This window comes from Phenylobacterium sp. (genome assembly GCF_965284355.1).
GTDB lineage: Bacteria > Pseudomonadota > Alphaproteobacteria > Caulobacterales > Caulobacteraceae > Phenylobacterium.
The window spans coordinates 4739677-4763488 of sequence record NZ_OZ260078.1 but is presented as its reverse complement, the minus strand read 5'-3'; the positions used below and the strand labels follow the sequence as shown (position 1 = coordinate 4763488).

26 protein-coding genes are annotated in these 23812 nt (G+C 66.9%); 11 read left to right on the top strand and 15 right to left on the bottom strand.

The window, feature by feature from the left end; translation table 11 throughout:
* The first annotated feature begins 103 nt into the window (after positions 1-103).
* The 4 genes from ACQ66R_RS23420 to ACQ66R_RS23405 all read left to right on the top strand — a co-directional run bounded on the left by ACQ66R_RS23420 (position 104) and on the right by ACQ66R_RS23405 (position 3568).
* Positions 104-1141, top strand: coding sequence for a 2OG-Fe(II) oxygenase (locus ACQ66R_RS23420; protein ID WP_430426066.1), 1038 nt, complete (start codon positions 104-106; stop codon positions 1139-1141).
* A complete protein-coding gene (locus tag ACQ66R_RS23415; RefSeq protein WP_430426064.1) occupies positions 1138-2211 on the top strand; it encodes a 2OG-Fe(II) oxygenase in 1074 nt (357 codons plus the stop codon). The genes ACQ66R_RS23420 and ACQ66R_RS23415 overlap by 4 nt, the downstream gene beginning before the upstream one ends.
* A 61-nt stretch (positions 2212-2272) precedes the next feature.
* Positions 2273-2725 carry a DUF3617 domain-containing protein gene (locus tag ACQ66R_RS23410; protein ID WP_430426062.1) on the top strand — a complete coding sequence of 151 codons (453 nt, stop codon included), beginning with the start codon at positions 2273-2275 and terminating at the stop codon, positions 2723-2725.
* A gap of 63 nt (positions 2726-2788) precedes the next feature.
* Positions 2789-3568 (top strand): tryptophan 2,3-dioxygenase, encoded by a 780-nt coding sequence (locus tag ACQ66R_RS23405; RefSeq protein ID WP_430426400.1) that lies wholly within the window; start codon positions 2789-2791, stop codon positions 3566-3568.
* A 223-nt stretch (positions 3569-3791) separates the two neighbouring features.
* Here the strand turns inward: ACQ66R_RS23405 and ssb are convergent, their stop codons facing one another.
* The 10 genes from ssb to flbT form a co-directional block, all read right to left on the bottom strand.
* Entirely contained in the window at positions 3792-4295 is a 504-nt protein-coding gene (ssb, locus tag ACQ66R_RS23400; protein WP_430426060.1) for a single-stranded DNA-binding protein, read from the bottom strand.
* A 137-nt stretch (positions 4296-4432) separates the two neighbouring features.
* Positions 4433-4816 (bottom strand): hypothetical protein, encoded by a 384-nt coding sequence (locus ACQ66R_RS23395; RefSeq protein WP_430426058.1) that lies wholly within the window; start codon positions 4814-4816, stop codon positions 4433-4435.
* A gap of 18 nt (positions 4817-4834) precedes the next feature.
* The gene (locus ACQ66R_RS23390; protein ID WP_430426056.1) at positions 4835-5539 is read right to left on the bottom strand and encodes a hypothetical protein; all 705 of its coding nucleotides are present in this window, start codon (positions 5537-5539) and stop codon (positions 4835-4837) included.
* A gap of 52 nt (positions 5540-5591) precedes the next feature.
* Positions 5592-8348, bottom strand: coding sequence for a hypothetical protein (locus tag ACQ66R_RS23385; RefSeq protein ID WP_430426054.1), 2757 nt, complete (start codon positions 8346-8348; stop codon positions 5592-5594).
* A gap of 169 nt (positions 8349-8517) precedes the next feature.
* Positions 8518-9351: a flagellin gene (locus ACQ66R_RS23380; protein WP_430426052.1), complete on the bottom strand. Its 834-nt coding sequence runs from the start codon at positions 9349-9351 to the stop codon at positions 8518-8520.
* 185 nt (positions 9352-9536) lie between these two features.
* Positions 9537-9863: a hypothetical protein gene (locus tag ACQ66R_RS23375; RefSeq protein WP_430426050.1), complete on the bottom strand. Its 327-nt coding sequence runs from the start codon at positions 9861-9863 to the stop codon at positions 9537-9539.
* A gap of 122 nt (positions 9864-9985) precedes the next feature.
* Positions 9986-10771, bottom strand: a complete 786-nt coding sequence (locus tag ACQ66R_RS23370) for a flagellin (RefSeq protein WP_430426048.1) — start codon at positions 10769-10771, stop codon at positions 9986-9988.
* A gap of 317 nt (positions 10772-11088) precedes the next feature.
* A complete protein-coding gene (locus tag ACQ66R_RS23365) occupies positions 11089-11910 on the bottom strand; it encodes a flagellin (RefSeq protein WP_430426047.1) in 822 nt (273 codons plus the stop codon).
* A 299-nt stretch (positions 11911-12209) separates the two neighbouring features.
* A complete protein-coding gene (gene flaF / locus ACQ66R_RS23360) occupies positions 12210-12581 on the bottom strand; it encodes a flagellar biosynthesis regulator FlaF (protein ID WP_430426045.1) in 372 nt (123 codons plus the stop codon).
* Positions 12541-12966, bottom strand: coding sequence for a flagellar biosynthesis repressor FlbT (flbT, locus tag ACQ66R_RS23355; protein ID WP_430426043.1), 426 nt, complete (start codon positions 12964-12966; stop codon positions 12541-12543). Before flbT ends, flaF begins: the two co-directional genes overlap by 41 nt.
* A gap of 221 nt (positions 12967-13187) precedes the next feature.
* On the opposite strand from flbT, the gene ACQ66R_RS23350 reads away from it, so the two are divergent.
* The 4 genes from ACQ66R_RS23350 (at position 13188) to ACQ66R_RS23335 (ending at position 17509) form a co-directional block, all read left to right on the top strand.
* The gene (locus ACQ66R_RS23350; protein ID WP_430426041.1) at positions 13188-14990 is read left to right on the top strand and encodes a tetratricopeptide repeat protein; all 1803 of its coding nucleotides are present in this window, start codon (positions 13188-13190) and stop codon (positions 14988-14990) included.
* 58 nt (positions 14991-15048) lie between these two features.
* Positions 15049-15561 (top strand): hypothetical protein, encoded by a 513-nt coding sequence (locus ACQ66R_RS23345; RefSeq protein ID WP_430426039.1) that lies wholly within the window; start codon positions 15049-15051, stop codon positions 15559-15561.
* 128 nt (positions 15562-15689) lie between these two features.
* Positions 15690-16562 carry an AAA family ATPase gene (locus ACQ66R_RS23340; protein ID WP_293361315.1) on the top strand — a complete coding sequence of 291 codons (873 nt, stop codon included), beginning with the start codon at positions 15690-15692 and terminating at the stop codon, positions 16560-16562.
* Between the two features lie 86 nt (positions 16563-16648).
* Positions 16649-17509: a hypothetical protein gene (locus ACQ66R_RS23335; RefSeq protein WP_430426037.1), complete on the top strand. Its 861-nt coding sequence runs from the start codon at positions 16649-16651 to the stop codon at positions 17507-17509.
* 70 nt (positions 17510-17579) lie between these two features.
* Here the strand turns inward: ACQ66R_RS23335 and ACQ66R_RS23330 are convergent, their stop codons facing one another.
* Together ACQ66R_RS23330 and ACQ66R_RS23325 are read right to left on the bottom strand one after the other, a co-directional pair.
* Positions 17580-17954, bottom strand: coding sequence for a hypothetical protein (locus tag ACQ66R_RS23330; protein ID WP_430426035.1), 375 nt, complete (start codon positions 17952-17954; stop codon positions 17580-17582).
* A 31-nt stretch (positions 17955-17985) separates the two neighbouring features.
* A complete protein-coding gene (locus ACQ66R_RS23325) occupies positions 17986-18795 on the bottom strand; it encodes a universal stress protein (RefSeq protein WP_430426033.1) in 810 nt (269 codons plus the stop codon).
* Positions 18796-18901: 106 nt separating this feature from the next.
* Here ACQ66R_RS23325 and ACQ66R_RS23320 point away from each other — a divergent pair, with 106 nt between their 5' ends.
* Together ACQ66R_RS23320 and ACQ66R_RS23315 are read left to right on the top strand one after the other, a co-directional pair.
* Positions 18902-19546 carry a YfbR-like 5'-deoxynucleotidase gene (locus ACQ66R_RS23320; protein WP_430426031.1) on the top strand — a complete coding sequence of 215 codons (645 nt, stop codon included), beginning with the start codon at positions 18902-18904 and terminating at the stop codon, positions 19544-19546.
* On the top strand, positions 19543-20517 hold the full coding sequence (locus tag ACQ66R_RS23315) for an NUDIX hydrolase (protein ID WP_430426029.1): 975 nt from the start codon (positions 19543-19545) through the stop codon (positions 20515-20517). The genes ACQ66R_RS23320 and ACQ66R_RS23315 overlap by 4 nt, the downstream gene beginning before the upstream one ends.
* Here ACQ66R_RS23315 and ACQ66R_RS23310 read toward each other — a convergent pair.
* The 3 genes from ACQ66R_RS23310 to ACQ66R_RS23300 all read right to left on the bottom strand — a co-directional run bounded on the left by ACQ66R_RS23310 (position 20453) and on the right by ACQ66R_RS23300 (position 22489).
* On the bottom strand, positions 20453-21409 hold the full coding sequence (locus tag ACQ66R_RS23310) for a sterol desaturase family protein (RefSeq protein ID WP_430426027.1): 957 nt from the start codon (positions 21407-21409) through the stop codon (positions 20453-20455). The two genes, ACQ66R_RS23315 and ACQ66R_RS23310, sit on opposite strands and share 65 nt — an antisense overlap.
* Positions 21406-21795: a hypothetical protein gene (locus tag ACQ66R_RS23305; RefSeq protein ID WP_430426025.1), complete on the bottom strand. Its 390-nt coding sequence runs from the start codon at positions 21793-21795 to the stop codon at positions 21406-21408. Before ACQ66R_RS23305 ends, ACQ66R_RS23310 begins: the two co-directional genes overlap by 4 nt.
* Before the next feature lie 145 nt (positions 21796-21940).
* Positions 21941-22489, bottom strand: coding sequence for a porin family protein (locus ACQ66R_RS23300; RefSeq protein WP_430426023.1), 549 nt, complete (start codon positions 22487-22489; stop codon positions 21941-21943).
* Positions 22490-22683: 194 nt separating this feature from the next.
* Between ACQ66R_RS23300 and ACQ66R_RS23295 the strand changes: the two genes are divergently transcribed.
* Positions 22684-23799: a beta-ketoacyl-ACP synthase III gene (locus ACQ66R_RS23295; RefSeq protein WP_430426021.1), complete on the top strand. Its 1116-nt coding sequence runs from the start codon at positions 22684-22686 to the stop codon at positions 23797-23799.
* The last annotated feature ends 13 nt before the right edge of the window (positions 23800-23812 follow it).

Genomic DNA, 23812 nt, shown 5'->3' with positions numbered 1-23812 from the left:
CCACAACGCGCGTACGCACGTGCGTGCGCGTGCGCGTACGCGCGGGTGTTGCGGCGTCGCAGCCCTGGTGACCTTTGCGCCGCCGATGTCTAGGTTGGGCCGCATGACCCTGTCTCCTGGTCGGGCGGCGCCATGGTTCGTCGCGCCGACGCCCTCCAATCCCCAGTTCGTTTTCGACAGCGCTGCCGGGCGCTACGTGCTGCTCCTGTTCATGCCGACGGAGCCCGACGCCCAGGGCCCCGCCATGCGGACCCTGGCGGCTCACCAGCGGCTGTTCGACGACGCCAAGGCCTCGGCGTTCGTTGTGATGCGCAGCGCGGGTCTTGTGACCGGCGTCCGCGACATGCGGGGCCTGCGCTGGATGCACGACCGCACCGGCGCGATCACCGACCGTTTTGGACCCGAGCCGCACTGGGTGCTGCTGGATCCCACGCTGCGGGTGATAGCGGCCGAGCCGATCGAGGCGGGCGAGGCGATGATGGCCCGTGTGACCGCCCTGCCCCCGGTCAACGACCATGCTGGCGTGACGCTGCACGCGCCGGTGCTGATCGCGCCCCGCATCTTCGAGCCCGAGCTGTGCCAGGCGCTGATCGAGCGCCACCAGCAGACCGGGGGCGACTTCACTGGCGTGATGCGCGACGATGGCGACCGCACCGTCGCGGTGATGGACGAGCTCAAGAAGCGTCGCGACATCTGGCTCGACGATCCAGAGCTGCAGGCGGCGATCCGCGCGCGGCTGCAACGGCGCCTGTTCCCGCTGATCAAGCTCAGCTTCGAATTCGACGCCACCCACATCGAGCGCTACCTGGTGAGCTGCTACGACGCCGCCGATCAGGCCGTGTTCCACCCGCATCGCGACAACACCACCCAAGGCACCGCGCACCGCAAGTTCGCCTGCTCGCTGAACCTCAATGACGATTTCGCGGGTGGCGACCTGCGCTTCGCCGAGTTCGGGACCGCCACCTATCGCCCGCCGCCGGGAGGCGCGGTGGTGTTCTCCTGCAGCCTGATGCACGAGGCCCTGCCAGTCACGGCGGGCAAACGCTATGCGTTCCTGCCTTTCCTGTTCGACGCCGCGGGCGCCGAAGTGCGGGCGGCCTACGAGGCGCGCACAGCCGCGCCCCGGGAGACCCAGGCATGAGCGACCGCTGGGCCCTGCCGCCGCTGTCCGAGGGCGAATTCGCGCCGGAATTCTTCGCACCCACCCGGGCGAACCCCAACTTCCACTTCAACACTGTCGCCGGCCGCTACGTGCTGTTGGGGCTGATGCCGCGCGACACGGCGGCCGAGGCCGAGGCCGCCGCCGCGCTCGCCCCGATTCGGGCGCTGCTGAACGATCGCCACGTCTGCGGGCTGATGATCTCGCCGCAGGGCGACTTCGCCAACGTACCGCCGGACGCCGTCCCGGGGGTGCGCTGGTTCCTGGACCCGGACGCCAAGGTCGCGTCGCGGTTCGGCGACGAACCGGGCTGGGTGCTGCTGGACCCGACGCTGCGGGTGATGGCCCGGTCGCCGCTCAGCGAGACCCAGGCGATGCTTCAGCGAATCTCGGCGCTGCCGCCGGTGGCGATGCATGCGGGCGCCCCCCTCATCGCGCCGGTGCTGGTCGTCCCGCGGGTCTTCGAGCCCGAGTTCTGCCGGAAGCTGATGGCCTACTACGACGCTCAGGGCGGACAGGTCTCAGGCGTGATGCGCGACATCGGCGGGCGCACCGTGGGCGTGCTCGACAACATGAAGAGCCGTCGCGACGTCAGCGTGACCGATCCCGAGCTGAAGGCCGGGATCATGACCGGACTGGATCGCAATCTCAGCGGGATGATCCGCCGCGCCTTCCACTTCAACCCGACGCGGCTCGAGCGCTACCTGATCGCCTGCTACGACGCGGGGGAAGGCGGTTTCTTCCGGCCCCACCGCGACAACGTTTCGCTGGGCACCGCGCACCGCAAGTTCGCCGTCTCGATCAACCTGAACGCCGAGGACTTCGAAGGCGGCGACCTGCGCTTCCCCGAGTTTGGACCGCGCACCTACCGGCCGCCCACCGGAGGCGCGGTGGTGTTCTGCTGCAGCCTGCTGCACGAGGCGACACCCGTCACCCGGGGTCGGCGCTACGCGGTGCTGCCCTTCCTGTACGACGCCGCCGGCGAAGCGATCCGTCAGCAGAACATGGACAAGTTGGACACGGGCCCTGCCCTGCGCCTGGACACCCGGTAAGCCACCGTTCATCCGACTCTCGCCACCCTGGCGCCGGAATCCGAAACCAGAGTCCGACGCGATGACCCGCCTCACCGTCCCCCTCTCCCTGGTCGCGGCGCTATGCGCCGGCGCCGCCCTGGCCGCCCCGCCGCCGATCCAGCCAGGCTATTGGGAGTCGACCAACAAGCTCCTGTCGCCCATCAAGCAGAGCAAGACCGAGCGGCGCTGCATCACGCCGGCCGATGTCGACAAGTTCGTTTCGGGCCCGTCCAACCGCCACTACGCCTGCACCTATCCCACCAAGGTGTTCTCCGGCGGGAAGATCGCGCTCAAGGGCACCTGCGTCTCCAAGAAGGGGCACAAGGTGGCCGTAAAGGGCGCGGGCGCCTACACCCCTACCAGCTTCACCCTGACGGCCGAGATCGCCACCGAGTTCCTGGGGCTCGACATCACCGGCAAGGCCTCGACCGACGCCCACCGGATCGCCGACGTCTGCCCGCCGCCCGAGCCGAAGGGCGAAGGCTCCAACTAGCCTTCGACAGCTTGACTTGGAGCGGCCGAGCCGGTCCCTCTCCCGCCCGTGACTGACAAGACCATCACCTACGCGGGCTATCTCGGCCTCGACCGGCTGCTCAGCGCCCAGCACCCCGCCAGCGATCGCCACGACGAACTGCTGTTCATCGTCATCCACCAGACGAAGGAACTGTGGCTCAAGGAGATCATCCACGAGGTGAAGCTGGCCAAACGGCTGATCCGCGAGGGCGACGCGGAGCCAGCCTACAAGGCCTTGGCCCGGGTCTCGCGAATCCAGACGATCATGACGCTGTCGTGGGACGTGCTGGCCACCATGACGCCCGCCGACTACCTCACCTTCCGCGGCGGCCTGGGGACAAGTTCCGGCTTCCAGTCCTGGCAGTTCCGGACGGTGGAGTACCTGCTGGGCCTGAAGGACGCCTCGTTCCTGGCGTTCCAGGAGGAAGGCAGCGACGCGCTGGCCGAGCTGAAGGCGGCGCTGTCGGCGCCCAGCCTCTACGACGACGCCCTGGCGCGGATGGCCACCCACGGTCTGTCCCTGCCGCCCGAGGTGCTGAACCGCGACGTCTCGCAGCCCTATGCGCCCTCCGCCGAGGTGGAGGACGCCTGGCTCGCGGTCTACCGCGACACCGCCCGCCACTGGGAACTCTATCAGTTGGCCGAGAAGCTGGTGGACCTGGACGACGCGCTGCTGACCTGGCGGCACAAGCATGTGCTGACCGTCGAGCGGATCATCGGCGGCAAGCGCGGCACCGGCGGCACCGACGGCGCAAGCTACCTGCAGAGCACGCTCAAGCGCCGTTGCTTCCCTGAGCTGTGGTCCTTGCGGACACGGCTCTGATCCTGTCCGACCACGTCGCTGACCGGCGAGAGCCGACAGGTCGCAGTCGCCTTCCCCTCATGGGCGATTCTGAAGGCGATTTTTCTCCTCACAGGCGAATCTGAAGAACCCGGCAAGGCGTGAAGATGGGTCTTGGGCCATCGGACCGTGGCGCGTGCCCGCGGATAAGACGGCCGACTCTTTCGCAGCCGGCCGCCTGCCTTCGCCTCAGCCGTGTCCGGCTCTAGAACGGGATTTCGTCATCCAGGTTGGCGGAGAAGTCTTCGCTGGGGCGCGAGCCGCCGCCACCCTGGCGTGGCCCCGACGAGAAGCCGCCGCCGCCACCGCCGGAGTAGCCGCCGTCGTAGCCGCCCTCACCCTGGGAGGCCCCCTCACCGCGGCCGCCCAGCATGGTGAGTTCGCCGCGGAACTTCTGCAGCACGATCTCGGTGGAATACTTCTCCTGGCCCGACTGATCGGTCCACTTGCGGGTCTGGATCGACCCCTCGATGTAAACCGTCGAGCCCTTCTTCAAGTAGTTCTCGCAGACCTTCACAATGTTCTCGTTGAACACCACCACGCGGTGCCACTCGGTCTTTTCCTTGCGCTCACCGGTGTTGCGGTCGCGCCAGGACTCGGACGTGGCGATGCGCAGGTTGGCGACCCGATCGCCCGAGCCCAGCGACCGGATTTCGGGATCCGCGCCGAGGTTGCCGATGAGAATGACTTTGTTGACGCTGCCCGCCATCGATCTGGTCCTTGGTTTCCGTAGGAAGCGGGCTCTCTGCCCAAGCGGGCACGCTAGCGCGCCGATCCGCCGTTAACAAGCAAATGTTCCATATTTGTTCCGACTTTTCGGAACCGTCCACAGCAGATAGCTGGGGATTACTGAGGCATGGCCCCCGGGGTGGCCAAGCGGCCGTCGCCGGTGCGGACCAGGGCGACGTAGCGCGGGCCCTCCAGGGAGGTGGAGGTCAGAACCCCTTCCTTCTGCAGGAACAGGAAGTTGGCCTGGTAGGCCCCGTAGATCTCCTGGCGGTTGCCGCCCAGGGTCAGGAACTTGATGCGCATCGCCTCGAGGTTCGCGGCGCATTTCTCGAGGCTGTCAGTCTCTACGAGCTTGTTGTACTTAAGGGACTGATCTTTCTGCGGAACCACGTGGTAGCAAACCCGCGCGTCACCCGGCGGCGTGGTCTTCTTGGCGCAGGCGCTGACACCCAGGGCGGCGGCGCAGACGATGAGGGCGGCGAGCGTCGATTTTACGGGCATGATCCGAGCCTAGCAGCCCTACCCGACCGGCGGAATGGCGCAGTCGGGCGATTGCGCCGTCAGGGTGCGGAACGTGCGATTGTCGTCCGAGACCTCGACGCGGCCGGCCACCAGCCGCAGCGTCTGGCCGCCGAAGCGGCCGTAGCTGGCGCCGGCGCCCTTCTCGCAGCGCCCCGCGAACAGGGTCTGCAGACAGGCGTTCAGGTCGCCCTCCGAGGCCACCTTGCGCCAACGCCCGCCCCCGTGACGCCAGCATATGTTGGCCGGCGGCGGCGCGGGCTCCTCGGCGTCCGCGTCAGCGGGCGGCAAGGCGGACTCGACCTCCACCGGCGGATCCGCCTCGACCGGCGGCAACGGGGTCAGCACCTGGCCGGCCTGCTCGGCCGCCGCCAGGGCCCCGGTCTCGTCCAGGCCCACGTCCAGCGCGTCGGTCGCGACGCCGTTTCTCTGTGCGCAGGCGGTGAGGCTGAGTTCGCCCACGAACTGGCCTTGCACGAAGCAGCGCAGCAGCTTGCCCGGTTGGGCCGGCCCGTCGTCCGGTCCCATGGCGTCGATCACCAGCCCGCCTTCTGACGCCGGAGGGGCGCGCTCGGAGCCGCCGCCGTCGCCGATCAGCATCCAGGCGGCGCCCAACCCGGCGACCAGCGCGGCCAGCCCGCCGACCACGACGACCGGGAACCCGCGTTTCCGCGGCGACTGTGGGGATTCTGGCGGCGTCTCCATCCGCCCTGGCTAGACCCCGCGCCCGGCGCTTTCAAGGCGCCGCACGGGCTGCCTAGCCGCCCAGACGCGAGAGCGCGGCCTGATAGTTGGCGATCTGGTTGTTCAGGTAGGCCGGCACGGGTCCCGAAGCGGCCTTGGCGGCTATGGCCGACTGCGGCTGCGACGCGGCGACGAGGTCCTTGTAGACCTGACGCACGATGCCCATCGCCTTGCCGACCACGGCCAGGGCGTGGTTCCGATCCATGTCCCCGGTCAGGTTCAGCCCGTCCTCGAGGCCCAAGCCGTAGAGCATGGCCTTGCCGTCGGCCGGGAGCGTCTTGCCATCGACGATCCTGGTCTTGCGGACGACGCCCTCGGAGATGCCCAGCATGGCCAGGGCATCGCGGTCGGCCTTGCCGGCCCCAAACTCGATGATGTTGCGGTCGGTCGTGGGCTCCACGCGCAGGCTGCGCATGCCCTCGGAGGTCGAGATCGTGACCTTGGCCTGGAAGCCCGACGCGCGGCGGATCTTGACGGCCAGGGTGTCCAGCGTCTCGGCCGCATCGATGGTGATGGTCTGGGTCCGACTGCCGACCTTCATCGTGAAGGTATCGCCCGTCCGCAGGCTGGACTGGGCCGTCAGGCGCGGCGAGTCGGTCAGGTCCATTTCGCCCTTGGGCAGGCCGATGCGGTCCAGAACGCTGGCGCCCGACGTGTCGACGGCGATCGAGGTGGGCGCGGCGCGCCCGTCCTTGCCTGTGAAGCGCCGCGACCAGTCGATCGAGCCGGCCGCAATATCCAGCTTGGCGAGGAAACCGTCCTTGACGCCCAGCGCCGTGGGGTTCCCGGGCAGATCCGTGCCCGCAGCGCCGCCGATCCAGACCTGACCGCCCGATACCGCGAGCGATGTCGCCCGGTCGTCGCCGGCGCCGCCGTAGTAGGCGATCTGGCCGCCGCCCGAGAGGTCGGCGCTTATCCGCGCGGCGAAGGCGTCGCTGCCGCCGGCGTGGGCGCGCGTGACACTGAGGCCGTTGAGGCCGGGATTGCCCGTGGAGCCCGCCACGACAATGTTCCCGCCATCCAGGGCCAGGCCGGTGATCGTGCCGCCCTGCAGGTCGCCCAGGTCGCGGGTCGAGGTGAGCACCGGCGCAGCGCCCGAGACATCATACCGGCGCAGGACGCCGCGACCGTCTTCCATGCTGGCCACGACGATGTTGGTTCCGTCGACGACCATGCCGGCCGGCTTGTCGACGCCCGCCGTTCCAATGGTCGAGGTGAAGAGGCTCTGGATCTTGCCCTGGGCATCGGCCTTGAAGGCCTGCAGATAGGTGTCGGAGCCCCCTGCCCCCGGCGCGCCGGGCATGCCCGAGCTGGTGCGCCCCTGGACGTAGACCGTGCCATCGGCGCCGAACGCGACTTCGCTGGCCTCGTCGGCGGCGCGGGCGCCGCGGCGCTGGGTCCACAATTCCTGCCCGTCGGCGTCGTAGACCGTGACGAAGCTGTCGGCCTGCCCTTCGAAGGATCCGGTGGAATTGAGCGGACCGTTGACCGCGCCGCCCAGTTCGCCCTTCACCGAGCCCGCCACGGCGATCTTGCCGTCGGCCGACAACGCGAGGCCCAGGCCGCTGGCCTCGTCCGAGGCGCCGAGGGTGCGGGCAAAGATCAGCTTGCCGGCGGCGTCATACTTCAGCAGCGCGACGTCCTGGTCGCCCTTGATCTCCTGGCCCGCCGTCTTGTTGGTCACGTCGGCCAGCATGTAGACCGAACCATCGGCAGCGACCTTGGTGTCGCGGACTGTCTTGACCTCGGGGCCCATCGTCCGGGCGAACAGTCGGCCGTCGACCCAGTTCGCCTCGGCCGGCGGCTGCAGCGGAGCCGGGACCGACGTGGTGTCGGTCTGGAACTTCAGAAACTGGCTGGCCGCCGTCGAGTCCTTGGTCGACGCCTTGCCGTCAGGATCCGGGTTGCCCGTGTCCTGCGCCACATAGACGGCGCCGGCGGTGGCCGGGGCCGAGAAGCTGATGACCTCGCCGGTGGGGACGTTGAACTTCAGCGAGAACTGGTCGGGATTGGTCCCGATGGTTACGTCCTTGCCGTTGATCTTGGTGGTTTTCGGGCCGCCGGCTGTGCGCTGGGAGGACACCCGGGCATCGACGCCCGCCGCTTGCAGCTGGTCGTTCATATAGCCGATCACATTGACCAGCGAGCGGGTCTGCCCCCCCATTCCGGCAAGGTCGATCGGCACATTAACAGTCGCGCCGGAGCGCTTGATCGACATCGTGAATTGGACGTTCCCGACGAAGGCGGGAACCTCGTTCGCGCTCGACCCGCTGACCAGCGGCGGCGTCACATACTCAGTCTTGTTCCGAGGCACGCCCAGCTTGGTCTTGGCCGACGTGCTGGCGGTCCCCTGGATGATCCGCGACTTCTCGAGGTCGAGGCCGGCGACATAGTCGTTGATCTCGGCGACGCCGCGCTCGAAGGCCTTGTTGATCTTGGCCCGGTCGGTGTCGCTGATGAGCTTGGCGCCCGACTGTTCGGCCACGCCCATCAGGGTCGACAGGCCCGAGTACAGTGCGAACATCTTGCGGTAGTCCGAACTGGCGCCCGGAAGGTCCAGCTTGGCGGCGCTCTCGTTGACGAACTTCCGCCCCTGCAACGCCGACTTCACAGCCGCGCTGGCCTCTGCGGCCGAGGTCGTGCCGTTCCACGGGGCGGTCGGGGCGACTTTCTTGGTCAGACTCGCAGACAGGGATGCGCCACCGGACGTAAGCCCGGCGCGGGATTGGTAAAATCCCAGGAGCGCACTGGTGTCGAGCGGTGTGACCATGACCCGTCCAAGCGGGACTCAGACTCCCGCGCCCCAAACTAGGCCGCACAACCGTAACGGGTCGTTAAGCGGCCGAAGAAAAGGGCTCGATCGCGTGGCGACCGAGCCCCATCTGTACGCTCCCTACGGAAGCGCGGCGCTGCGCCGATACGCTCCTGAATTCAAAGGCTTAGCCGCCGCGGAAGAGCTGGAGGATGATCTGCGGCGCGGAGTTGGCGATCGACAGCGCCTGGGCGCCCAACTGCTGCTGAACCTGCAAGGCCTGCAATCGTGCGCTTTCCTTGGCGAGGTCCGCATCGACCAGGTTCCCTACCCCCGCCTCCAGCACGTCGGTGAGTTTCGAGACGAACTCCAGGTGGGCGTCGACCTGCTTTGCCTGCGAACCGAGATTGCCCAGCGCCTGGTTGACCCGACTGATCGAGGTGGTGAGCTGACCGAGCGCCACGGACGCCAGCGTCCTGGTACTGATCGACGACGTCGCCGGGATGGTGATGTTGCTGCTGCCAAGCCCGAGGCTGCGGGTCGACAGCGTGAGACTGGACGTCGCGTCGGCGTTGGCCAGGAACTGGATATTGCCGCCGGTGCCGCTGAACAGGTTGGCCCCATCGAACTCGGCGTTCTGCACCACCTTGGTGATCTGGTTGAGGATCGAGCGGTAGTCCGAGTTCAGCGCCGTCCGCGAACTGGTGTCGAGCGACGTGTCCATCGCCGCGACCACCTTCTCCTTCAATTCGACGAGCAGGTCCGAGATCGACTCGCCGGCCGACAGTGAGACCTGGCTGATCGAGTTGGCGCGCTCCAGACTTAGCCGCACCGCGCCCAGAGCGCCGATGTCGGCCCGCTGTCCCTGTGCGATCGCCCAGATCGCGGCGTTGTCCTTGGCGTTCCCGATCTTCAGACCGGTGTTCACACGGTTCTGAACGTCGGCCAGCTCGTCGTTGGTCCGATTCAGATTCTGAAGCGCGGTCAGCGCGGACTTGTTCGTGTGGACGCTGATCGTCATCACGCTCTCCTAGCGGCGGCGGCAGTTCCCGGGTGCGACTCGCAACCGTGCCGTGAACAGACCGTAGAAAGACGTGGTGAGCAGATGGTTAATAGGATTAACGACAAGCGCCGCCGCCGGGCGCTCCCGGGGCGGTTGGGACAATATGTCCTATGGGTCGCGCACGCAGGGCGCGCCCAGTCGACTCAGGCTTCGGTCGAGATCACGTCTCCGGCGGCGTACTGAGCTTCATTCCTGAGCTTCAGGACTTCGGCTCTGGGCAGTTGGCTCAGAACCTCACCGGTCAAGCGGTTGATAGTCTTGTAGACGTACGACCCACTGGCCTTGTCCAGTTCGATGACCAGTCGCATCTCGGCTTCGTCCGGCCCCTTTTTGGGGGCGGCGACCTCGGCCTTCTTCTCGGCGGCCCGGGCTTCGATCCGCGCGGACGCGGGAGTCTTGGCGACGGGGACGACCGGTACGAGAGACTTGGGGTCCGGCGTGACTGCGACGATGGCGGCTTTGGGTTCCATCGCTCCTTTCGCTGTTCGGTGCAGCGCTCCTGGCTAAGGCGAACGGCGGACGGGGAAGGCCCCGCCCGCCGACGCATTGAGATCCGCCACGGAGCCGCGAACGGCTCCGCGACGTGCAGGGCTTATCGGAAGAGGCCCAGCAGGATCGACGAGGACTGGTTGGCGATCGACAGCGCCTGAACGCCAAGCTGCTGCTTTGTCTGCAGGGCCTGGAGTTTCGCGCTTTCCTTCGCCAGGTCGGCATCGACGAGGTTGCCCACGCCGGCGTCGATCGTGTCCTGGAGCTTGCCGACGAAGTTGAGGTGGCCGTTCAGGGCCTTGGCCCCGGTGCCGAGCGCCGACAGCTTGCTGGACACTTCGGTGATCGCCGCGTTCACCGCGCCGATGGCCGTGGAGGCCAGCGTCTTGGTGCCGATCGTCGAAGCGGCGATCGAGAGCGCCGACAGGGTCAGCGTCTGCGCCGCAACCGTGATCCGCGAGGTCGCATCGGCGTTCGCCAGCGACTGCACGGTGTTGCCCGCCTGCTTCAGCATGTTGCTGCCGTTGAACTCGGCGTTGCTGACGGCCTTGGTGATCTGGCCCTTCAGCGAAGCGAACTCGTCAGCCAGAGCCTTGCGGCTCGTCGTGTCGAGGCCGGCGTCAGCCGCGGCCAGCGCCTTTTCCTTCATCTGCAGGAGCAGGTCGGAAACCGACTCGCCGGCCGAGATCGCGACTTCCACGGTCGATTGACCGCGTTGCAGCGATTCACGGACGGAGTTCAGAGCATTGGACGAAGCACGCTGGTTCTGAGCGATAGCCCAGACGGCGCCGTTGTCCTTGGCCGACGCAATCTTCTTGCCGGTGTTGATGCGGGACTGAGTGGTCGTCAGTTCGCTGTTGGTCGAGTTGAGGTTTTGCAGGGCGACCATTGCCCCAACGTTGGTGTTCACCGAATTAGACATCGGAGAAGAGTCCTTCTTCTTAAGGATCGACCGCCGTTCTGGCAGCCGAGGGCGTTTTGCCCGGTAGAGAAGGCAGCAAGTCGCGGGCCATGACCTCCGGGGTCAGGGCGACCTACAAGATACTGAAATTACTGCGTTATAGGGCTGTTAGGGTTGCTGGCGCCCGGCAAGAATTGCCTAGCGTGAACCCCCTTGGGGCAAAAAATGCCGACCACCAGACGGCAGAAACTGCCGGGCGGGCAAAGGATCGCCGGGCGGGACTAGCCCGCCCGGCGTTTCTCGACTTAACGGAAGAGACCCAGCAGGATCCCCGAGGACTGGTTGGCGATCGAGAGCGCCTGGACCCCGAGCTGCTGCTTCGTCTGCAGGGCCTGGAGTTTCGCGCTTTCCTTCGCCAGGTCGGCATCGACGAGGTTGCCCACGCCGGCGTCGACCGTGTCCTGAAGCTTGTTGATGAAGTTCAGGTGGCCGTTCAGGGCCTTGGCCCCGGTGCCGAGTGAAGAAAGCTTGCTGGACACTTCGGTGATCGCCGCGTTCACCGCGCCGATGGCCGTGGAGGCCAGCGTCTTGGTGCCGATCGTCGAAGCGGCGATCGAGAGCGCCGACAGGGTCAGCGTCTGCGCCGCAACCGTGATCCGCGAGGTCGCATCGGCGTTCGCCAGCGACTGCACGGTGTTGCCAGCCTGCTTCAGCATGTTGCTGCCGTTGAACTCGGCGTTCGCGACCGCCTTGGTGATCTGACCCTTCAGCGAAGCGAACTCGTCAGCCAGAGCCTTGCGGCTCGTCGTGTCGAGGCCGGCGTCAGCCGCGGCCAGCGCCTTTTCCTTCATCTGCAGGAGCAGATCGGAAACCGACTCGCCGGCCGAGATCGCGACTTCCACGGTCGACTGACCGCGCTGCAGCGATTCACGAACAGAGTTCAGGGCATTGGACGTCGCACGCTGGTTCTGAGCGATAGCCCAGACGGCGCCGTTGTCCTTGGCCGAAGCAACCTTCTTACCAGTGTTGATCCTCGTCTGGGTGGTTCCGAGCTCCGCGTTGGTCGAGTTGAGGTTTTGCAGGGCGACCATCGCGCCCACGTTGGTGTTGACCGAGTTCATCGGCATGGTCGTAGTCTCCATTCTGGAGGGGTTGTCCGGCGTTTTGCCGGGTGAGCGATTTTTCGCTCGAAACAGGCCTCGCAAACGGCGGGCCAGGATTAACCACGACGCGCCACGAGTTTTTCACTGATTTTGTTGAGCTTTTCGCCCAGCAAGGTCCACGAAAGCAGAGCCCACGTTGACTCTTTTCTGCCGCCCGGCAGGACCTGCCTATCAATCCCAACCGGGGTGTCGCGCGCAGGTTGCGGACACGAAAAAGGCCGCGGACGGGGCCGCGGCCTGGGAAATTGTCGGAGGTTTTTGGATCAGGCCGCGGCGGAGGTCGAAGCTCCGGCCGCCAGGCCCTGCATGATCATGCGGTTGATCTCGATCAGAGGTTCGAACTCCTCCTGGTTTCGGATCACCAGGGCGGTGTGCTTGCTTACCCACAGGCTGAGCGAGATGATCGAGGCGCGCAGCGCCGGCGCCATGGCGTTGCCCGACTGCCCGCAGTCGGCGGCCAGCGTCGACCAGAGCCGGCGGTTCCAGTCGAGCGCATCCATCCGCCCCGCGAAATCGAGGGGGTCGAGCTTGGCAGCATCCATCAGCGCGCGCGTGACCTGCGCGAACAGACGGTACTCCATGTCACGCGGGTTCTCAGCCCGCGTTGCCGCCTGCTGATAGGCCTGTAGGGACATTCCCCAACCTTTCGTCTTCGTACTCGATCAGCTTCCGGCACCCCATCAGCGCTTTATAGTATTCGCGCTCCATGCAGTGCTTAGAGATATCCACGCAGTCGGCCAGGATACTGGGGTTCGAAATTACCCCCATGAACTCGGTCAGCCGCGTAACGAATTCGCCGTAGGACTTCTCGGCGTTGCCTTCGTCCAGGTACATCATCATGACTGGGAAGTAGATCCGACGCGCAGGCGTCTGGACGTCTTCCTGTTGCATGATGTCCTTCTCACGTAGGACAGAGGCCTTGTTCTGCAGCACCAGGACGGCGCGCCGGTCGCCATTCTGAACGACGGCGCCGTTCAGAACGAACTTCTCTCCCGGCTTCAGAGACAGCTTTAACGGCAAGTCCAGTCCCTCTTTGCGTAAGCGGTCGACTTCATGCGAATCGAAACGAGTCCATACTTGCGCGAGCCACCAACGAACGCACCTCACGCTTACCGGCGCAGGCGTTAACGCTCGCTTTCCGGGCCCCGATCCGGCCTGCCTGCGACCCTTTGGCACAGCTTAATCCGCGATTAAGCATAACGGGCGACCAAGGGGTTCCACTGCCTGTTCGGAGCATCCGCATGGCCTCCGCCGCCCTGCCAAAGTCCCTTCGCAACGCCACGTCCAGCATCGTACTGGAAGACGCTGCCAAGCCGACGCTGGCGCGCGATTCCATGGCCGAGATGGGCGAATCCGGCGGCAAGGAAGCGCTCGATCGCCTCAACGAGGCGATGCGGGAGCTCAAGGCGCTGGCCGTTGCTCCACTGCTCAAGCGAGCCATCGATGCGCTGAACAGAGAGAACTTCGTCGCGGGTAGCAAGTGGGCGCTAAAGGCGCTCGACAAGGACGATCGCAATGGCGTCGCTTGGTACCTGCTGGCTATGGCCCTCGAGCGCGCCGGCGACTATGCGAACTCCGTGCGCGCTTACGAGGCGGCGTTGCAGCTCCTGCCCGACCATGCCGATGTGTCGAACGACCTGGGCCGCCTCGCCTATCGCATGGGGATGCTGGAACAGGCTGAGAAGCTGTTCACGCACTACGTGAACCACGCCCCGCATGAGCCCCAAGGGTACAACAACCTCGCCTCTGCGGTGAAAGACCAGGGTCGTCGCGAAGAGGCGATCGACATCCTGAAGGCCGCCATCGCCCAGCATCCCGGTTCGGCCATGCTGTGGAACACAATCGGCACCGCCATGCTCGAGGTCGGCGACATGCAGCTGGCCGCCACCTTCATCGGCGAGGCCGTCCGCCTCGACGCGAAATTCCACAAGGGCCGCTACAATCTCAGCCAGATCAAGATGCACCTGGGAGACCTGGAAGGCGCACTGGCCGACTGCAACCAGGCGATCGGCAAGACCGTGACGGCCGACGACCGCGAGATGATGCGTCTGGCGCGTTCGTCCTATCAGCTTGGCCTGGGCCGCATCGCCGAGGGCTGGGAAGACTACGAGGCGCGCCTGTCGCCGCAGTTCGCCGACGTAACGCTTTTCGCGATCGACCGGCCGCGCTGGAAGCCCGGCCAGGACATCGCCGGGAAGCGCTTCCTGGTGGTGGCCGAACAAGGTCTTGGCGACGAGCTGCTATTCGCCAACGTTATCCCCGACGTCCTTGAGGCGCTGGGGCCCAAGGGCGAGTTGCACCTGACGGTGGAACGCCGACTCGTCCCGCTGTTCGAACGCAGCTTTCCGACCGCCACTGTCACCGCGCACGTTACCAATGTGTGGCAGACGCGGCCGCTCCGCCGCGTCCCCGGCGTCGACCAGAACGCCATAGACCTCTGGACGCCGATGGCCAGCCTGATGCGGCAGTTCCGGCCGTCCCTGGAACATTTCCCGACCGCCACCGACGGCTACATGAAGCCGGACCCCGAGCGCGTCGCCTATTGGCGCCAGCAGCTGGAACAGGCTCCGCCCGGACCGAAGGTGGGCCTGCTGTGGAAAAGCGCCGTCGTGACGAACCACCGCCATCGCTACTTCTCGCCGTTCGAGCAGTGGCGGCCCGTGCTGGCCACACCGGGCGTGAGTTTCATCAACCTGCAGTACGGCGACTGCTCGGCCGAGATCGAGCAGGCAGAGCGCGAATTCGGGGTGAAGATCTGGCAGCCGCCGGGCATCGACCTGAAGGCGGACCTCGACGATTTGGCCGCTCTCTGTCGGGCGATGGACCTGATCCTCGGCTTTGCGAACGCCACGTTCAACATCGCGTCCTCGTCGGGCGCGAAAACCTGGTTGATCTCGACCCCGGGGTCATGGCCGCGCCTCGGCAGCGACAGCTACCCGTGGTATCCGCAGACCCGAGTGTTCCTGCCAGACAGCTTCGGCGACTGGGAGAGCGTCATGAACCCAATGGCCGACGCGCTGGCCGAGTACGCTCAGGACCGATAGCGCCGGAACAGGCGGCGCGCGGGCGGGTTCTTCCGAAGCTTTTCGGAAGGAGACAAATATGCCCGGGACGGACTTCGAGAACGACAGCGACGGCTATGATCCCCAGGATCAGGCCGAGGCCTTCGACGAAACCAACTCCACGGACGGCGGCGACGTCGGCGAAGTCCGCAGCTTTGCCGAAGCTGACGAGATGCGGGTGTTCGAGGATCTCCCCGATGTCGAGGACCTGACCCGCGCCGACGGCGACGCCGACGAGGACGAACCGCTGGCGCTCGACGCCGATGAATTCGATCCAGACGTCATCGAGGAAGACGACTTCGACGAGGACGATGAGCTCAACTATCGCGCGGCGACTGAAGAACGGCAGGACGACCTGGATGGCCAGGGGCCCGAGGACGATTTCGACGAAGCCCGCCTCGCCGAGCGCGACATCGACGGCCTGGGCGAGGTGCGCGACGCGTCGGACGTCCAGGGCGGCGAGGACGACGTCACCGACTTCCAACGCCCCGACGTCAGCGACGCCGACCTCCAGGCGATGGGCTATTCCGACGCCGAGGGCCGGGCGACCTAGGGTCAGGCGCCTCGAACTCCCGGAAGGCGCGACGATGGAACTCGCTTGATCCTCGCGCGCGGCCCTATAGGCTGGCCCCAGACAAACAACTGTTCGAATGCGGGCTTGGGCCCGCGCGGGGAGCCTCGATGAGCCGTCAGCGTTTCGAAGGGACCGACAATTACGTCGCGACCGAAGACCTCAAGGTTGCGGTCAACGCCGCGATTGCCCTGGAGCGTCCGCTCCTCATCAAGGGTGAGCCCGGCACCGGCAAGACCGTGCTGGCGGAAGAGATCGCCAAGGCGCTCGGCTCCGAGCTGATCACCTGGCACATCAAGTCGACCACCAAGGCGACGATGGGTCTCTACGAGTATGACGCCGTCACCCGTCTGCGCGACAGCCAGCTGGGCGACGAGCGGGTCAAGGACGTCAAGAACTACATCAAGAAGGGCAAGCTCTGGGAGGCTTTCGAGCACAAGGGCCGCCCTGTCCTGCTGATCGACGAGATCGACAAGGCCGACATCGAGTTCCCGAACGACCTCCTGCAGGAGCTCGATCGCATGGAATTCTACGTCTACGAGACCAACGAGACGATCAAGGCCGAGGTCCGCCCGATCGTGATCATCACGTCCAACAACGAGAAGGAGCTGCCCGACGCGTTCCTGCGCCGCTGCTTCTTCCACTATATCCGCTTCCCCGACAGCGAGACGATGCAGGAGATCGTCGACGTCCACTATCCGGGGATCAAGAACAAGCTGGTCGCCGAGGCGCTGCGCATCTTCTACGACATGCGCAAGGTGCCGGGCCTCAAGAAGAAGCCGTCGACCTCCGAGCTGCTGGACTGGCTGAAGCTTCTGATGGTGGAAGACATCGACGGCGACATGCTGGCCGAGAAGGATCCCACCAAGCTGATCCCGCCCCTGCATGGCGCCCTGTTGAAGAACGAGCAGGACGTGCACCTCTTCGAACGCCTGGCCTTCCTGGCCCGGCGCGAAGGCGCGGCGCGGCCCGGCCAGCAGTAACATCCGGGTTGTAACTTACCGCGAATTCACTCGCCTTTTGGAAGGGCTCCGGCCAGCCTTCGCGGCATAGGACGGAGCCCTTTCTCATGAAGACCCTGTACGTGCTGGCCGCCTCGACGCTCGCGCTGACCACCGCCGCCTGCGGACCCCAGGTCCCGAAGGCGCGCGCTGCGCTGGAGTGTCCGGCCAAGCAGGGCGACCTCACCCGCACCTCCACCGCCCCCGATGGCAAGACGTGCACTTATGCGTCTGGCGACGGCGCCGAGGTGACGCTGCAGCTGGTGTCGGTGCAGAGCGGCGTCGACGCCACCCTGTCCAACATCGAGACCGTTCTGCTGGCCGGCCGCATGAAGCCCGAGGAGAAGGCGGCCGCCGACGCCGCCAAGGCCAAGCTGGCCGGTGAGGCCGCGCCCGGCAGCGCCGCTGAGACCAAGTCCGCTGCCAGCGCTGCCGAACAGGCCGCGCGCGAGGCCGCCGCCGACACGAATACCCCCAGTCTGAACCTCAAGGTCAACGGCAAGGACGTCGATGCCGTGACCGTGGAGATGAAGGCCGGAAAGCCCGTCGTCAGCGACTCGGAGAGCGCGGTGACCCGGGTCGATCTGCCCGGCATCCACATCGTGGCCAACGACAACGACGACACGGCGAAGGTTCAGGTCGGGCCGATCAAGATCGACGCGGGTGGCGACGCCGCCACGATCCGCATCCGTCGCGACGTGCGTCTGCGCGGCGAGGCGCTGAACCCGGAGCGCCGCGGTCTGCGCGCCACCTTCATCTACACCGGCGAGGACCTGGCGGGCGGCTACCGCTTTGTGGGCTACGAGGCCGGCGGCCCGAAGCGCGGCCCTATCACCGTCGCCGTTGTTAAGTCCAAGGCCGAGAACATGGACGAAGACGAGCTGCACCGCGACGTAAAGCGGCTGGTCCGCAAGAACGGCGGCGTCTGATCCAGGCGCGCCCAACGCCAGAAGGCCCGGAGGCCTGCCAGCGGCATGCCCCGGCGCATCCCGAAAGTCATCAGCCTGCGGGTTGAACCTCCACCACCTTGTAGGTCAACGGCCGACCGTCCTCGTCCGTGACGGTCACATACTCGCCGACCGCGAAGCGATGCTGGCCCAGGCGGTGGACCGGCTCGTCGTCGGCGGAGTTGTCCTCGTCGTAGTCGAAGAACCACCGCTGGCCCTTGCGCGCGAGGCGGCCGTCGACCGGGTCCTCGTCGGGGGCGAACCGGCGCACTGTGCAGGCGCTGCGCGCCTTGGCATAGGCCGCCTCGTCCAGCATCCCGTCTGGGGTCAAGGGCGCAGTCAGGGAATAGCCGCGGTGGTCATCACCTCCGGCGAATTCCGTCCCGGGATTGCGGGCGAGCCGCATCACGATGCGCGACAGGGACATGACGTACCTCCTGGCAATTCCGATAAGCAAACTAGTGAGAGAGGAACAGGGACGGACCGTCCGAGCTGAGCAAGGTGCGGGTCGTCCCTCCGAAAATGAATTCCTGCAGGCGCGGGTGCCCGAAGGCGCCGGCCACCAAGATCTCGGCGCCCGCACTGGACGCCGCGCGCAGAAGGGCCGGCGCGGCGTCGCCGGTGTCGGTCAGGAGCTGCACCTCGGACTCTACGCCTCGGGCCGCGTAGTAGGCCTGCAGGCGCGCCGGATCGAAGCTGCGGGAGCTGGCTTTGGGGGCGGCCACGATCACCACCCGCGCGGCCTTTTCCAGCAGCGGGGTGGCCAGGCGTGCGGCTCGGCTGGCCTCCTTGCCGCCATCCCAGGCGACGACCACCGTGCCGCCGACCTTCAGGCCCGGCCGCGCCACCAGAACCGGGCGCTGCTCATCGGCCACCATCTGCTGGAAGGCTTCGGCGAGCGGCCCGCGGCCGCGGGCCGGATCGCTGATGAACACGACGACGTCCGAGAGTCGGCTCTCTGCGGACAGGCCGGCCCAGACGGGCGTCTGCAAGGCCACGAACTGAGCCTTGGCATAACCGCAGGCCGCCGCCTTCCGGGCGTTCGCTTCACCGGCCGCGGTGGCCTCCTTCAGGGACTCCAGCGCCGTTGTCTGAACGCCGCCCAGGAAGCCCTCCCCCATCCAGGGCATGACGTCGGCGACGTCAGCCGGGGTGTAGACCGCCGCCAGCTCTGCGCCGAACGGCTCGGCGATCATCGCCGCGGCCGCGACGGCGGCGGCGTCGCCCTGTCCCCCGGACAGTGGCGCCATGATGCGGGCCCAGCTCATACCTGTCTCCTCTTGTCGCCCGTGTATCGGGTGGCCAACCGACCCGGATTGATCTTTGTCAGTCTCTGGGCCAGTTCACGACCTCGACAGTGGAAGGAATGCACGGGTGAGAAAAGGGCTGCGTCGCACGAAAGAGGCGCCCCGGGCTTGGCAGCGGATGCTTTCGGGGCGCCGCCTGGACCTGCTCGACCCCTCTCCGATGGATATCGAGATCGAGGATATCGCCCACGGCCTGGCCCGCGTGGCCCGCTGGAATGGCCAGACGGTGGGCGAACACGCCTTCTCGGTCGCCCAGCATTCGGTGGTGGTTGAGGAGATCGTCGCCCACATCCAGCCCGATGTGGAGCCCCGCTGGCGATTGGCCGCCCTGCTGCACGACGCCTCGGAGTACGTGATCGGCGACATGATCAGCCCCTTCAAGGCTGCGCTGGGCTATGACTACAAGCTGTTCGAAGAACGGCTGGAGAACGCGATTCACGTCCGCTTCGGCCTGCCCGCCAAGACCCCGGTGGCGATCAAGAAGCTGATCAAGCAGGCCGACCGGGCCTGCGCATTCTTCGAGGCTACCCAGTTGGCGGGGTTCAGCCACGCCGAGAGCCTGGACTTCTTCGGCGCGCCGCCGGCCGGCTACACCCTGACGATCGAGCCCCAGGCGCCCTTCGACGCCCAGGCCCACTATCTGCGCCGCTTTGAGGTTCTGTCCGAGGCCGCGGGCTACGTGACCCACGCCCAGGCGTTCGACACCGAATGAGCGCCTCCCTCGTCATCGGCCTGTCAGCGGTGGTCGTCGCCATCCGCGACGGCGAGGCCGTGGCGCTGACGGTCCGGCACAAGGGCGACGGCGGCGACCTCAGCGGCCTGCCCTTCGGTCCGTTCGATCCGGACGGCCATCGCACCTTCGAGCTGGCGCTCCGGGCCTTCGTGACCGAGCAGACCCGCTTCGATCTGGGCTTCGTCGAACAGCTCTACACCTTCGGCGACAAGGGTCGCGACGCGCCGCTGGCCGACCTGGGCGGCGTCAAGGGGGGCGGCGACGGGGCGGCCCGGGTCATTTCGGTGGGCTACCTGGCGCTGGCGCCGGCGGCGGTCGACACCCACTTCGCCGGCAGCGAGTGGCGGCCCTGGTCGCGGATCTTTCCTTGGGAAGACTGGCGCGCCGGCCGGCCCGGCGCCTTCGACGCCATCGAGGGGGCCCTACGCGGCTGGGCCGGGAACGACGCCCAGAAGCTGGCCCGCGCCCGCCTCCTGTTCGCCCTGGACGGCGCGCCGTGGAACGAGGAGCGGGTGCTGGAGCGCTACGAGCTGCTCTACGAAGCGGGCCTGGCGCCCGAGGCCGCTCGCGACCGTGGCGAGGCCGCGCCCACACGTCCGGACGCCCTGATGGTGGCCCTCGGCGAGCCGATGATCTCGGACCATCGCCGCATCCTCGCCACCGCACTGGGCCGCCTGCGTGGCAAGCTGAAGTACCGCCCGGTGGTCTTCGAGCTGATGCCCGACGCGTTCACCCTCTCGGCCCTGCAGCGGACCGTGGAAGCCATCGCCGGCGTGCCCCTGCACAAGCAGAACTTCCGCCGCGCCCTCGAGCGCGCCGAGCTGGTCGAGGGCCTGGGCCGCCTCGACGCCGAGACCGGCGGTCGCCCGGCCGAGCTGTTCCGGTTCAGGCGTGAGATTCTCGGGGCCCGGCCGGTGAGCGGTCTGAGCCTGCCGTTGCTGCGGGACTGAGCGCCCCGTCATTCGCCAGCGCCCGCGCCTTGATCATGGCGCTGGTCTCCCGGCTCCCATCGTGGCTCCAGCCCGGCGGGCCGAAGATGTAGCCCAGCGCATGGCGCGGATGTCGCACGACGTCCTGGAACGTGGCGATCCACTCGTGGAAGGCCACACGCAGGATGTTGAAGGTGCCCAGGTTCTTCACAAGACCATAGCGGCACGGCTCCTCGTCCAGCTCGGGCTGGAAGGTGCCGAACATCCGGTCCCAGACGATCAGAATGCCGGCGTAGTTCTTGTCCAGGTAGAGCGGGTTGCGGGCGTGATGCACCCGGTGGTGCGAGGGCGTGTTGAAGATGGCTTCGAACCATCGCGGCATCCGCCGGATCGCCTCGGTGTGGATCCAGTACTGGTAGACGAGGCTGATCCCTTTCTGGATGGCGATCATCGCCGGCGGAAAGCCGAAGAAGGCCAAAGGCAGCCAAAGCGCCCACGTACCCGCCACGCCGCCTGTCCAGGTCTGCCGCAGCGCAGTGGAGAGGTTGTAGTGCTGGCTCGAGTGGTGGTTCACATGCGCCACCCACCAGAACCGCCGCTCGTGGCTGATGCGGTGGAACCAATAGTAGGTCACGTCCTCCAGCAGGAAGATCAGCACCCACGCCCAGATCGCCGTCATGGGGATCGTGAACAGCCGGTGCTCGTAGACCCAGATCGTGGCCGCGAACACGAGGCCCGCGGTGATGGTCCCGGCGACCGACGAACCCAGGCCCATGGCCAGCGAGACGGCGGTGTCCTTGGCCTCATAGCGGGCGTCAGCCTTGCGGAAACGGGCCAGCAGGATCTCGAGGATGATGGTGAGGATGAAGAACGGCGTGGCCAGCGCGACCGGATCGAACTCGGGCTTGGTCACGCGGCGAGGTCCTTCGGTGGCCAGGACGGCAGCGAGATCACGGCCGTCGGCGCGGCGATGTCGCCCAGGTTCACCGAAAGGCGGCCGTTCTTGAAGGTGGCCGACACGGCCTGGCCCCAGGGGATCTGGCGGGCCGCGAAGCCGTCGCCGACGCGGCAGATGACCAGCGCCAGGGCGCCCGACTTGGCCAGGGCGCCGCAACCGTCCGAGGCGATCCAGACGGCTTCGACGGTGCGGCCGGGAAACTCCTCGGCCAGCATGGCGCGGGCCTTGTACTCGTCCAGCGGAGCTACCGGCTTGGCGATCTTGGCCCAGGCCGCGAGCGCGATCAGCGCCCCGACCGCGGCGGCCGAAGCGGCCAGCTGGATGAAGAACTCATCGTTCAACGCGTCTCACTCCCCCGAGTTTGCCAAAGCGTGGGCGCGCGCGGAGTGAGGGTCAAGGAAAAGGCCGCTCCTGCGACGGAGCGGCCTTCCCTTCAGGTGGCGGAATCCTTCGAAACGCGGGGGCGTTCGAAGCTGCCGGCAGTCCCTAGAACTTGCGCGTGTAGCCCAGGCTCCAGATGTTCGCGTCGGCGGGGCCGTTGCGGAACTCCTTGCGGGTGAAGTCGACGCGGACGCCGTTCAGGCCGTCGAAGTGGTGCTGAGCGCCCACGCCGAAGTTGAACGACTCTTCCGAATCGGAGGCCGAGACGCCGGCCGCCTTGGCGCGCAGCTTGGTCGTGCCATAGCCGACGCGGGCGATCAGGTCGGTGTTCGCGCCGATCGGGGCGAAGCCCACGACGTAGGCGTCGGCCGAGTGCTTCAGCTTGGTGTTCACGTCGATGCCCGCGACGTTGTCGGTGTCGCTCTTGAGACCGGTGGCGAGGTCGCCCTCGACGCCGATCCAGTTGTTGAAGCGGTAGCCGAGGCGACCCTGGATCGCCTTCAGGTCGACGCCGCCGCTGCCGTCGACGATGCCGGCGTTGATCCCGACATAGGCGCCGGCCTTGGTGGCGGCGGCGTCCTGCGCCAGGGCGGCGGCAGGGACGACGGTGGCGATCGCGGCCAGCGAGGCCGCGGCGATGAGAGCTTTTTTCATTTTGGGGGAGGAACTCCGTACTCGTTCTGGACAGCCCGCCCAGTCCCATTGGGGATCATCTCCAAACGCGGCGAGCCTCGGCCGGTTCTATGGCGGCGCTGTGTTCGCCCCCGGCTGTGTCCCTTCGGCCACATGGGTCGTGACGGGGCGGCAGGGCGTGGTATCAGTCGCCCCTTCGAGTTCGGAGCGTGACCATGACCGACGCGGTGATCGCCGCCACGGGGCTCTACACCCCGCCCAACAGCCTCTCGAATGCCGAGTTGGTCGAGACGTTCAACACCTATGTCGAGCGCTTCAACGCCGCCAACGCCGACGCCATCGCCTCGGGCGAGGTCCAGGCGCTGACCCCCTCCTCGTCCGAGTTCATCGAGAAGGCCTCGGGCATCAAGTCGCGCTTCGTCGTCGACAAGACGGGCCTCGTCGATCCCGAACGCATGACCCCCAACATCCCCGAGCGGCCGAACGAGGAGATCTCGATCCTGGCCGAGATCGCGGTCGAGGCGGCCAAGGACGCGATCGCCCGCTGGGGCAAGGACGTCAGCCAGATCGACGCCGTCATCTGCGCGGCCTCGAACATGCAGCGCGCCTATCCGGCCATGGCCATCGAGGTGCAGCAGGCGCTGGGCATCGAGGGCTTTGCCTTCGACATGAACGTGGCCTGCTCGTCAGCCACGTTCGGCATCAAGACCGCGGCCGACTTCGTGACCTCGGGCTCGGCGCGCGCCGTGCTGATGGTCAACCCCGAGATCTGCTCGGGCCACCTGAACTTCCGCGACCGCGACAGCCACTTCATCTTCGGCGACGTGGCCACCGCGGTGATCGTCGAACGCGCCGAGGACGCCACCGGCGGCTGGGACATCGTCGGCACGCGGCTGAAGACCCAGTTCTCGAACAACATCCGCAACAACTTCGGCTTCCTGAACCGCGGGGCGCCCGAGAGCGTGGGCGCGACCGACAAGCTGTTCGTGCAGGAAGGCCGCAAGGTGTTCCGCGAGGTGGTGCCGATGGTCTCGGAGATGATCGTCGAGCACGCCGGCGACCTGGGCCTGGACCCGCACGCCCTGAAGCGGATGTGGCTGCACCAGGCCAACATCAACATGAACGTCATGATCGGGAAGCGCGTCCTGGGTCGCGAGCCCACCTCGGAAGAGAACGTGATCATCCTGGACGAGTACGCCAACACCTCGTCGGCCGGCTCGATCATCGCCTTCCACAAAGCCAACGACGACTTCTCCGCAGGCGAAACGGGCCTGATCTGCTCGTTCGGCGCCGGCTACTCGGCCGGGACGGTGTTCGTCCGGAAGCGGTAGGGCTAGGCTCCCC

Excerpts from the sequence above, each read along its gene's own strand:
- ACQ66R_RS23420 (WP_430426066.1), top strand. The coding sequence starts at position 104 with ATGACCCTGTCTCCTGGTCGGGCGGCGCCATGGTTCGTCGCGCCGACG.
- ACQ66R_RS23415 (WP_430426064.1), top strand. The coding sequence starts at position 1,138 with ATGAGCGACCGCTGGGCCCTGCCGCCGCTGTCCGAGGGCGAATTCGCG.
- ACQ66R_RS23410 (WP_430426062.1), top strand. The coding sequence starts at position 2,273 with ATGACCCGCCTCACCGTCCCCCTCTCCCTGGTCGCGGCGCTATGCGCC.
- ssb (WP_430426060.1), bottom strand. The coding sequence starts at position 4,295 with ATGGCGGGCAGCGTCAACAAAGTCATTCTCATCGGCAACCTCGGCGCG.
- ACQ66R_RS23395 (WP_430426058.1), bottom strand. The coding sequence starts at position 4,816 with ATGCCCGTAAAATCGACGCTCGCCGCCCTCATCGTCTGCGCCGCCGCC.
- ACQ66R_RS23390 (WP_430426056.1), bottom strand. The coding sequence starts at position 5,539 with ATGGAGACGCCGCCAGAATCCCCACAGTCGCCGCGGAAACGCGGGTTC.
- ACQ66R_RS23385 (WP_430426054.1), bottom strand. The coding sequence starts at position 8,348 with ATGGTCACACCGCTCGACACCAGTGCGCTCCTGGGATTTTACCAATCC.
- ACQ66R_RS23380 (WP_430426052.1), bottom strand. The coding sequence starts at position 9,351 with ATGACGATCAGCGTCCACACGAACAAGTCCGCGCTGACCGCGCTTCAG.
- ACQ66R_RS23375 (WP_430426050.1), bottom strand. The coding sequence starts at position 9,863 with ATGGAACCCAAAGCCGCCATCGTCGCAGTCACGCCGGACCCCAAGTCT.
- ACQ66R_RS23370 (WP_430426048.1), bottom strand. The coding sequence starts at position 10,771 with ATGGTCGCCCTGCAAAACCTCAACTCGACCAACAGCGAACTGACGACC.
- ACQ66R_RS23365 (WP_430426047.1), bottom strand. The coding sequence starts at position 11,910 with ATGCCGATGAACTCGGTCAACACCAACGTGGGCGCGATGGTCGCCCTG.
- flaF (WP_430426045.1), bottom strand. The coding sequence starts at position 12,581 with ATGTCCCTACAGGCCTATCAGCAGGCGGCAACGCGGGCTGAGAACCCG.
- ACQ66R_RS23350 (WP_430426041.1), top strand. The coding sequence starts at position 13,188 with ATGGCCTCCGCCGCCCTGCCAAAGTCCCTTCGCAACGCCACGTCCAGC.
- ACQ66R_RS23345 (WP_430426039.1), top strand. The coding sequence starts at position 15,049 with ATGCCCGGGACGGACTTCGAGAACGACAGCGACGGCTATGATCCCCAG.
- ACQ66R_RS23340 (WP_293361315.1), top strand. The coding sequence starts at position 15,690 with ATGAGCCGTCAGCGTTTCGAAGGGACCGACAATTACGTCGCGACCGAA.
- ACQ66R_RS23335 (WP_430426037.1), top strand. The coding sequence starts at position 16,649 with ATGAAGACCCTGTACGTGCTGGCCGCCTCGACGCTCGCGCTGACCACC.
- ACQ66R_RS23330 (WP_430426035.1), bottom strand. The coding sequence starts at position 17,954 with ATGTCCCTGTCGCGCATCGTGATGCGGCTCGCCCGCAATCCCGGGACG.
- ACQ66R_RS23325 (WP_430426033.1), bottom strand. The coding sequence starts at position 18,795 with ATGAGCTGGGCCCGCATCATGGCGCCACTGTCCGGGGGACAGGGCGAC.
- ACQ66R_RS23315 (WP_430426029.1), top strand. The coding sequence starts at position 19,543 with ATGAGCGCCTCCCTCGTCATCGGCCTGTCAGCGGTGGTCGTCGCCATC.
- ACQ66R_RS23300 (WP_430426023.1), bottom strand. The coding sequence starts at position 22,489 with ATGAAAAAAGCTCTCATCGCCGCGGCCTCGCTGGCCGCGATCGCCACC.
- ACQ66R_RS23295 (WP_430426021.1), top strand. The coding sequence starts at position 22,684 with ATGACCGACGCGGTGATCGCCGCCACGGGGCTCTACACCCCGCCCAAC.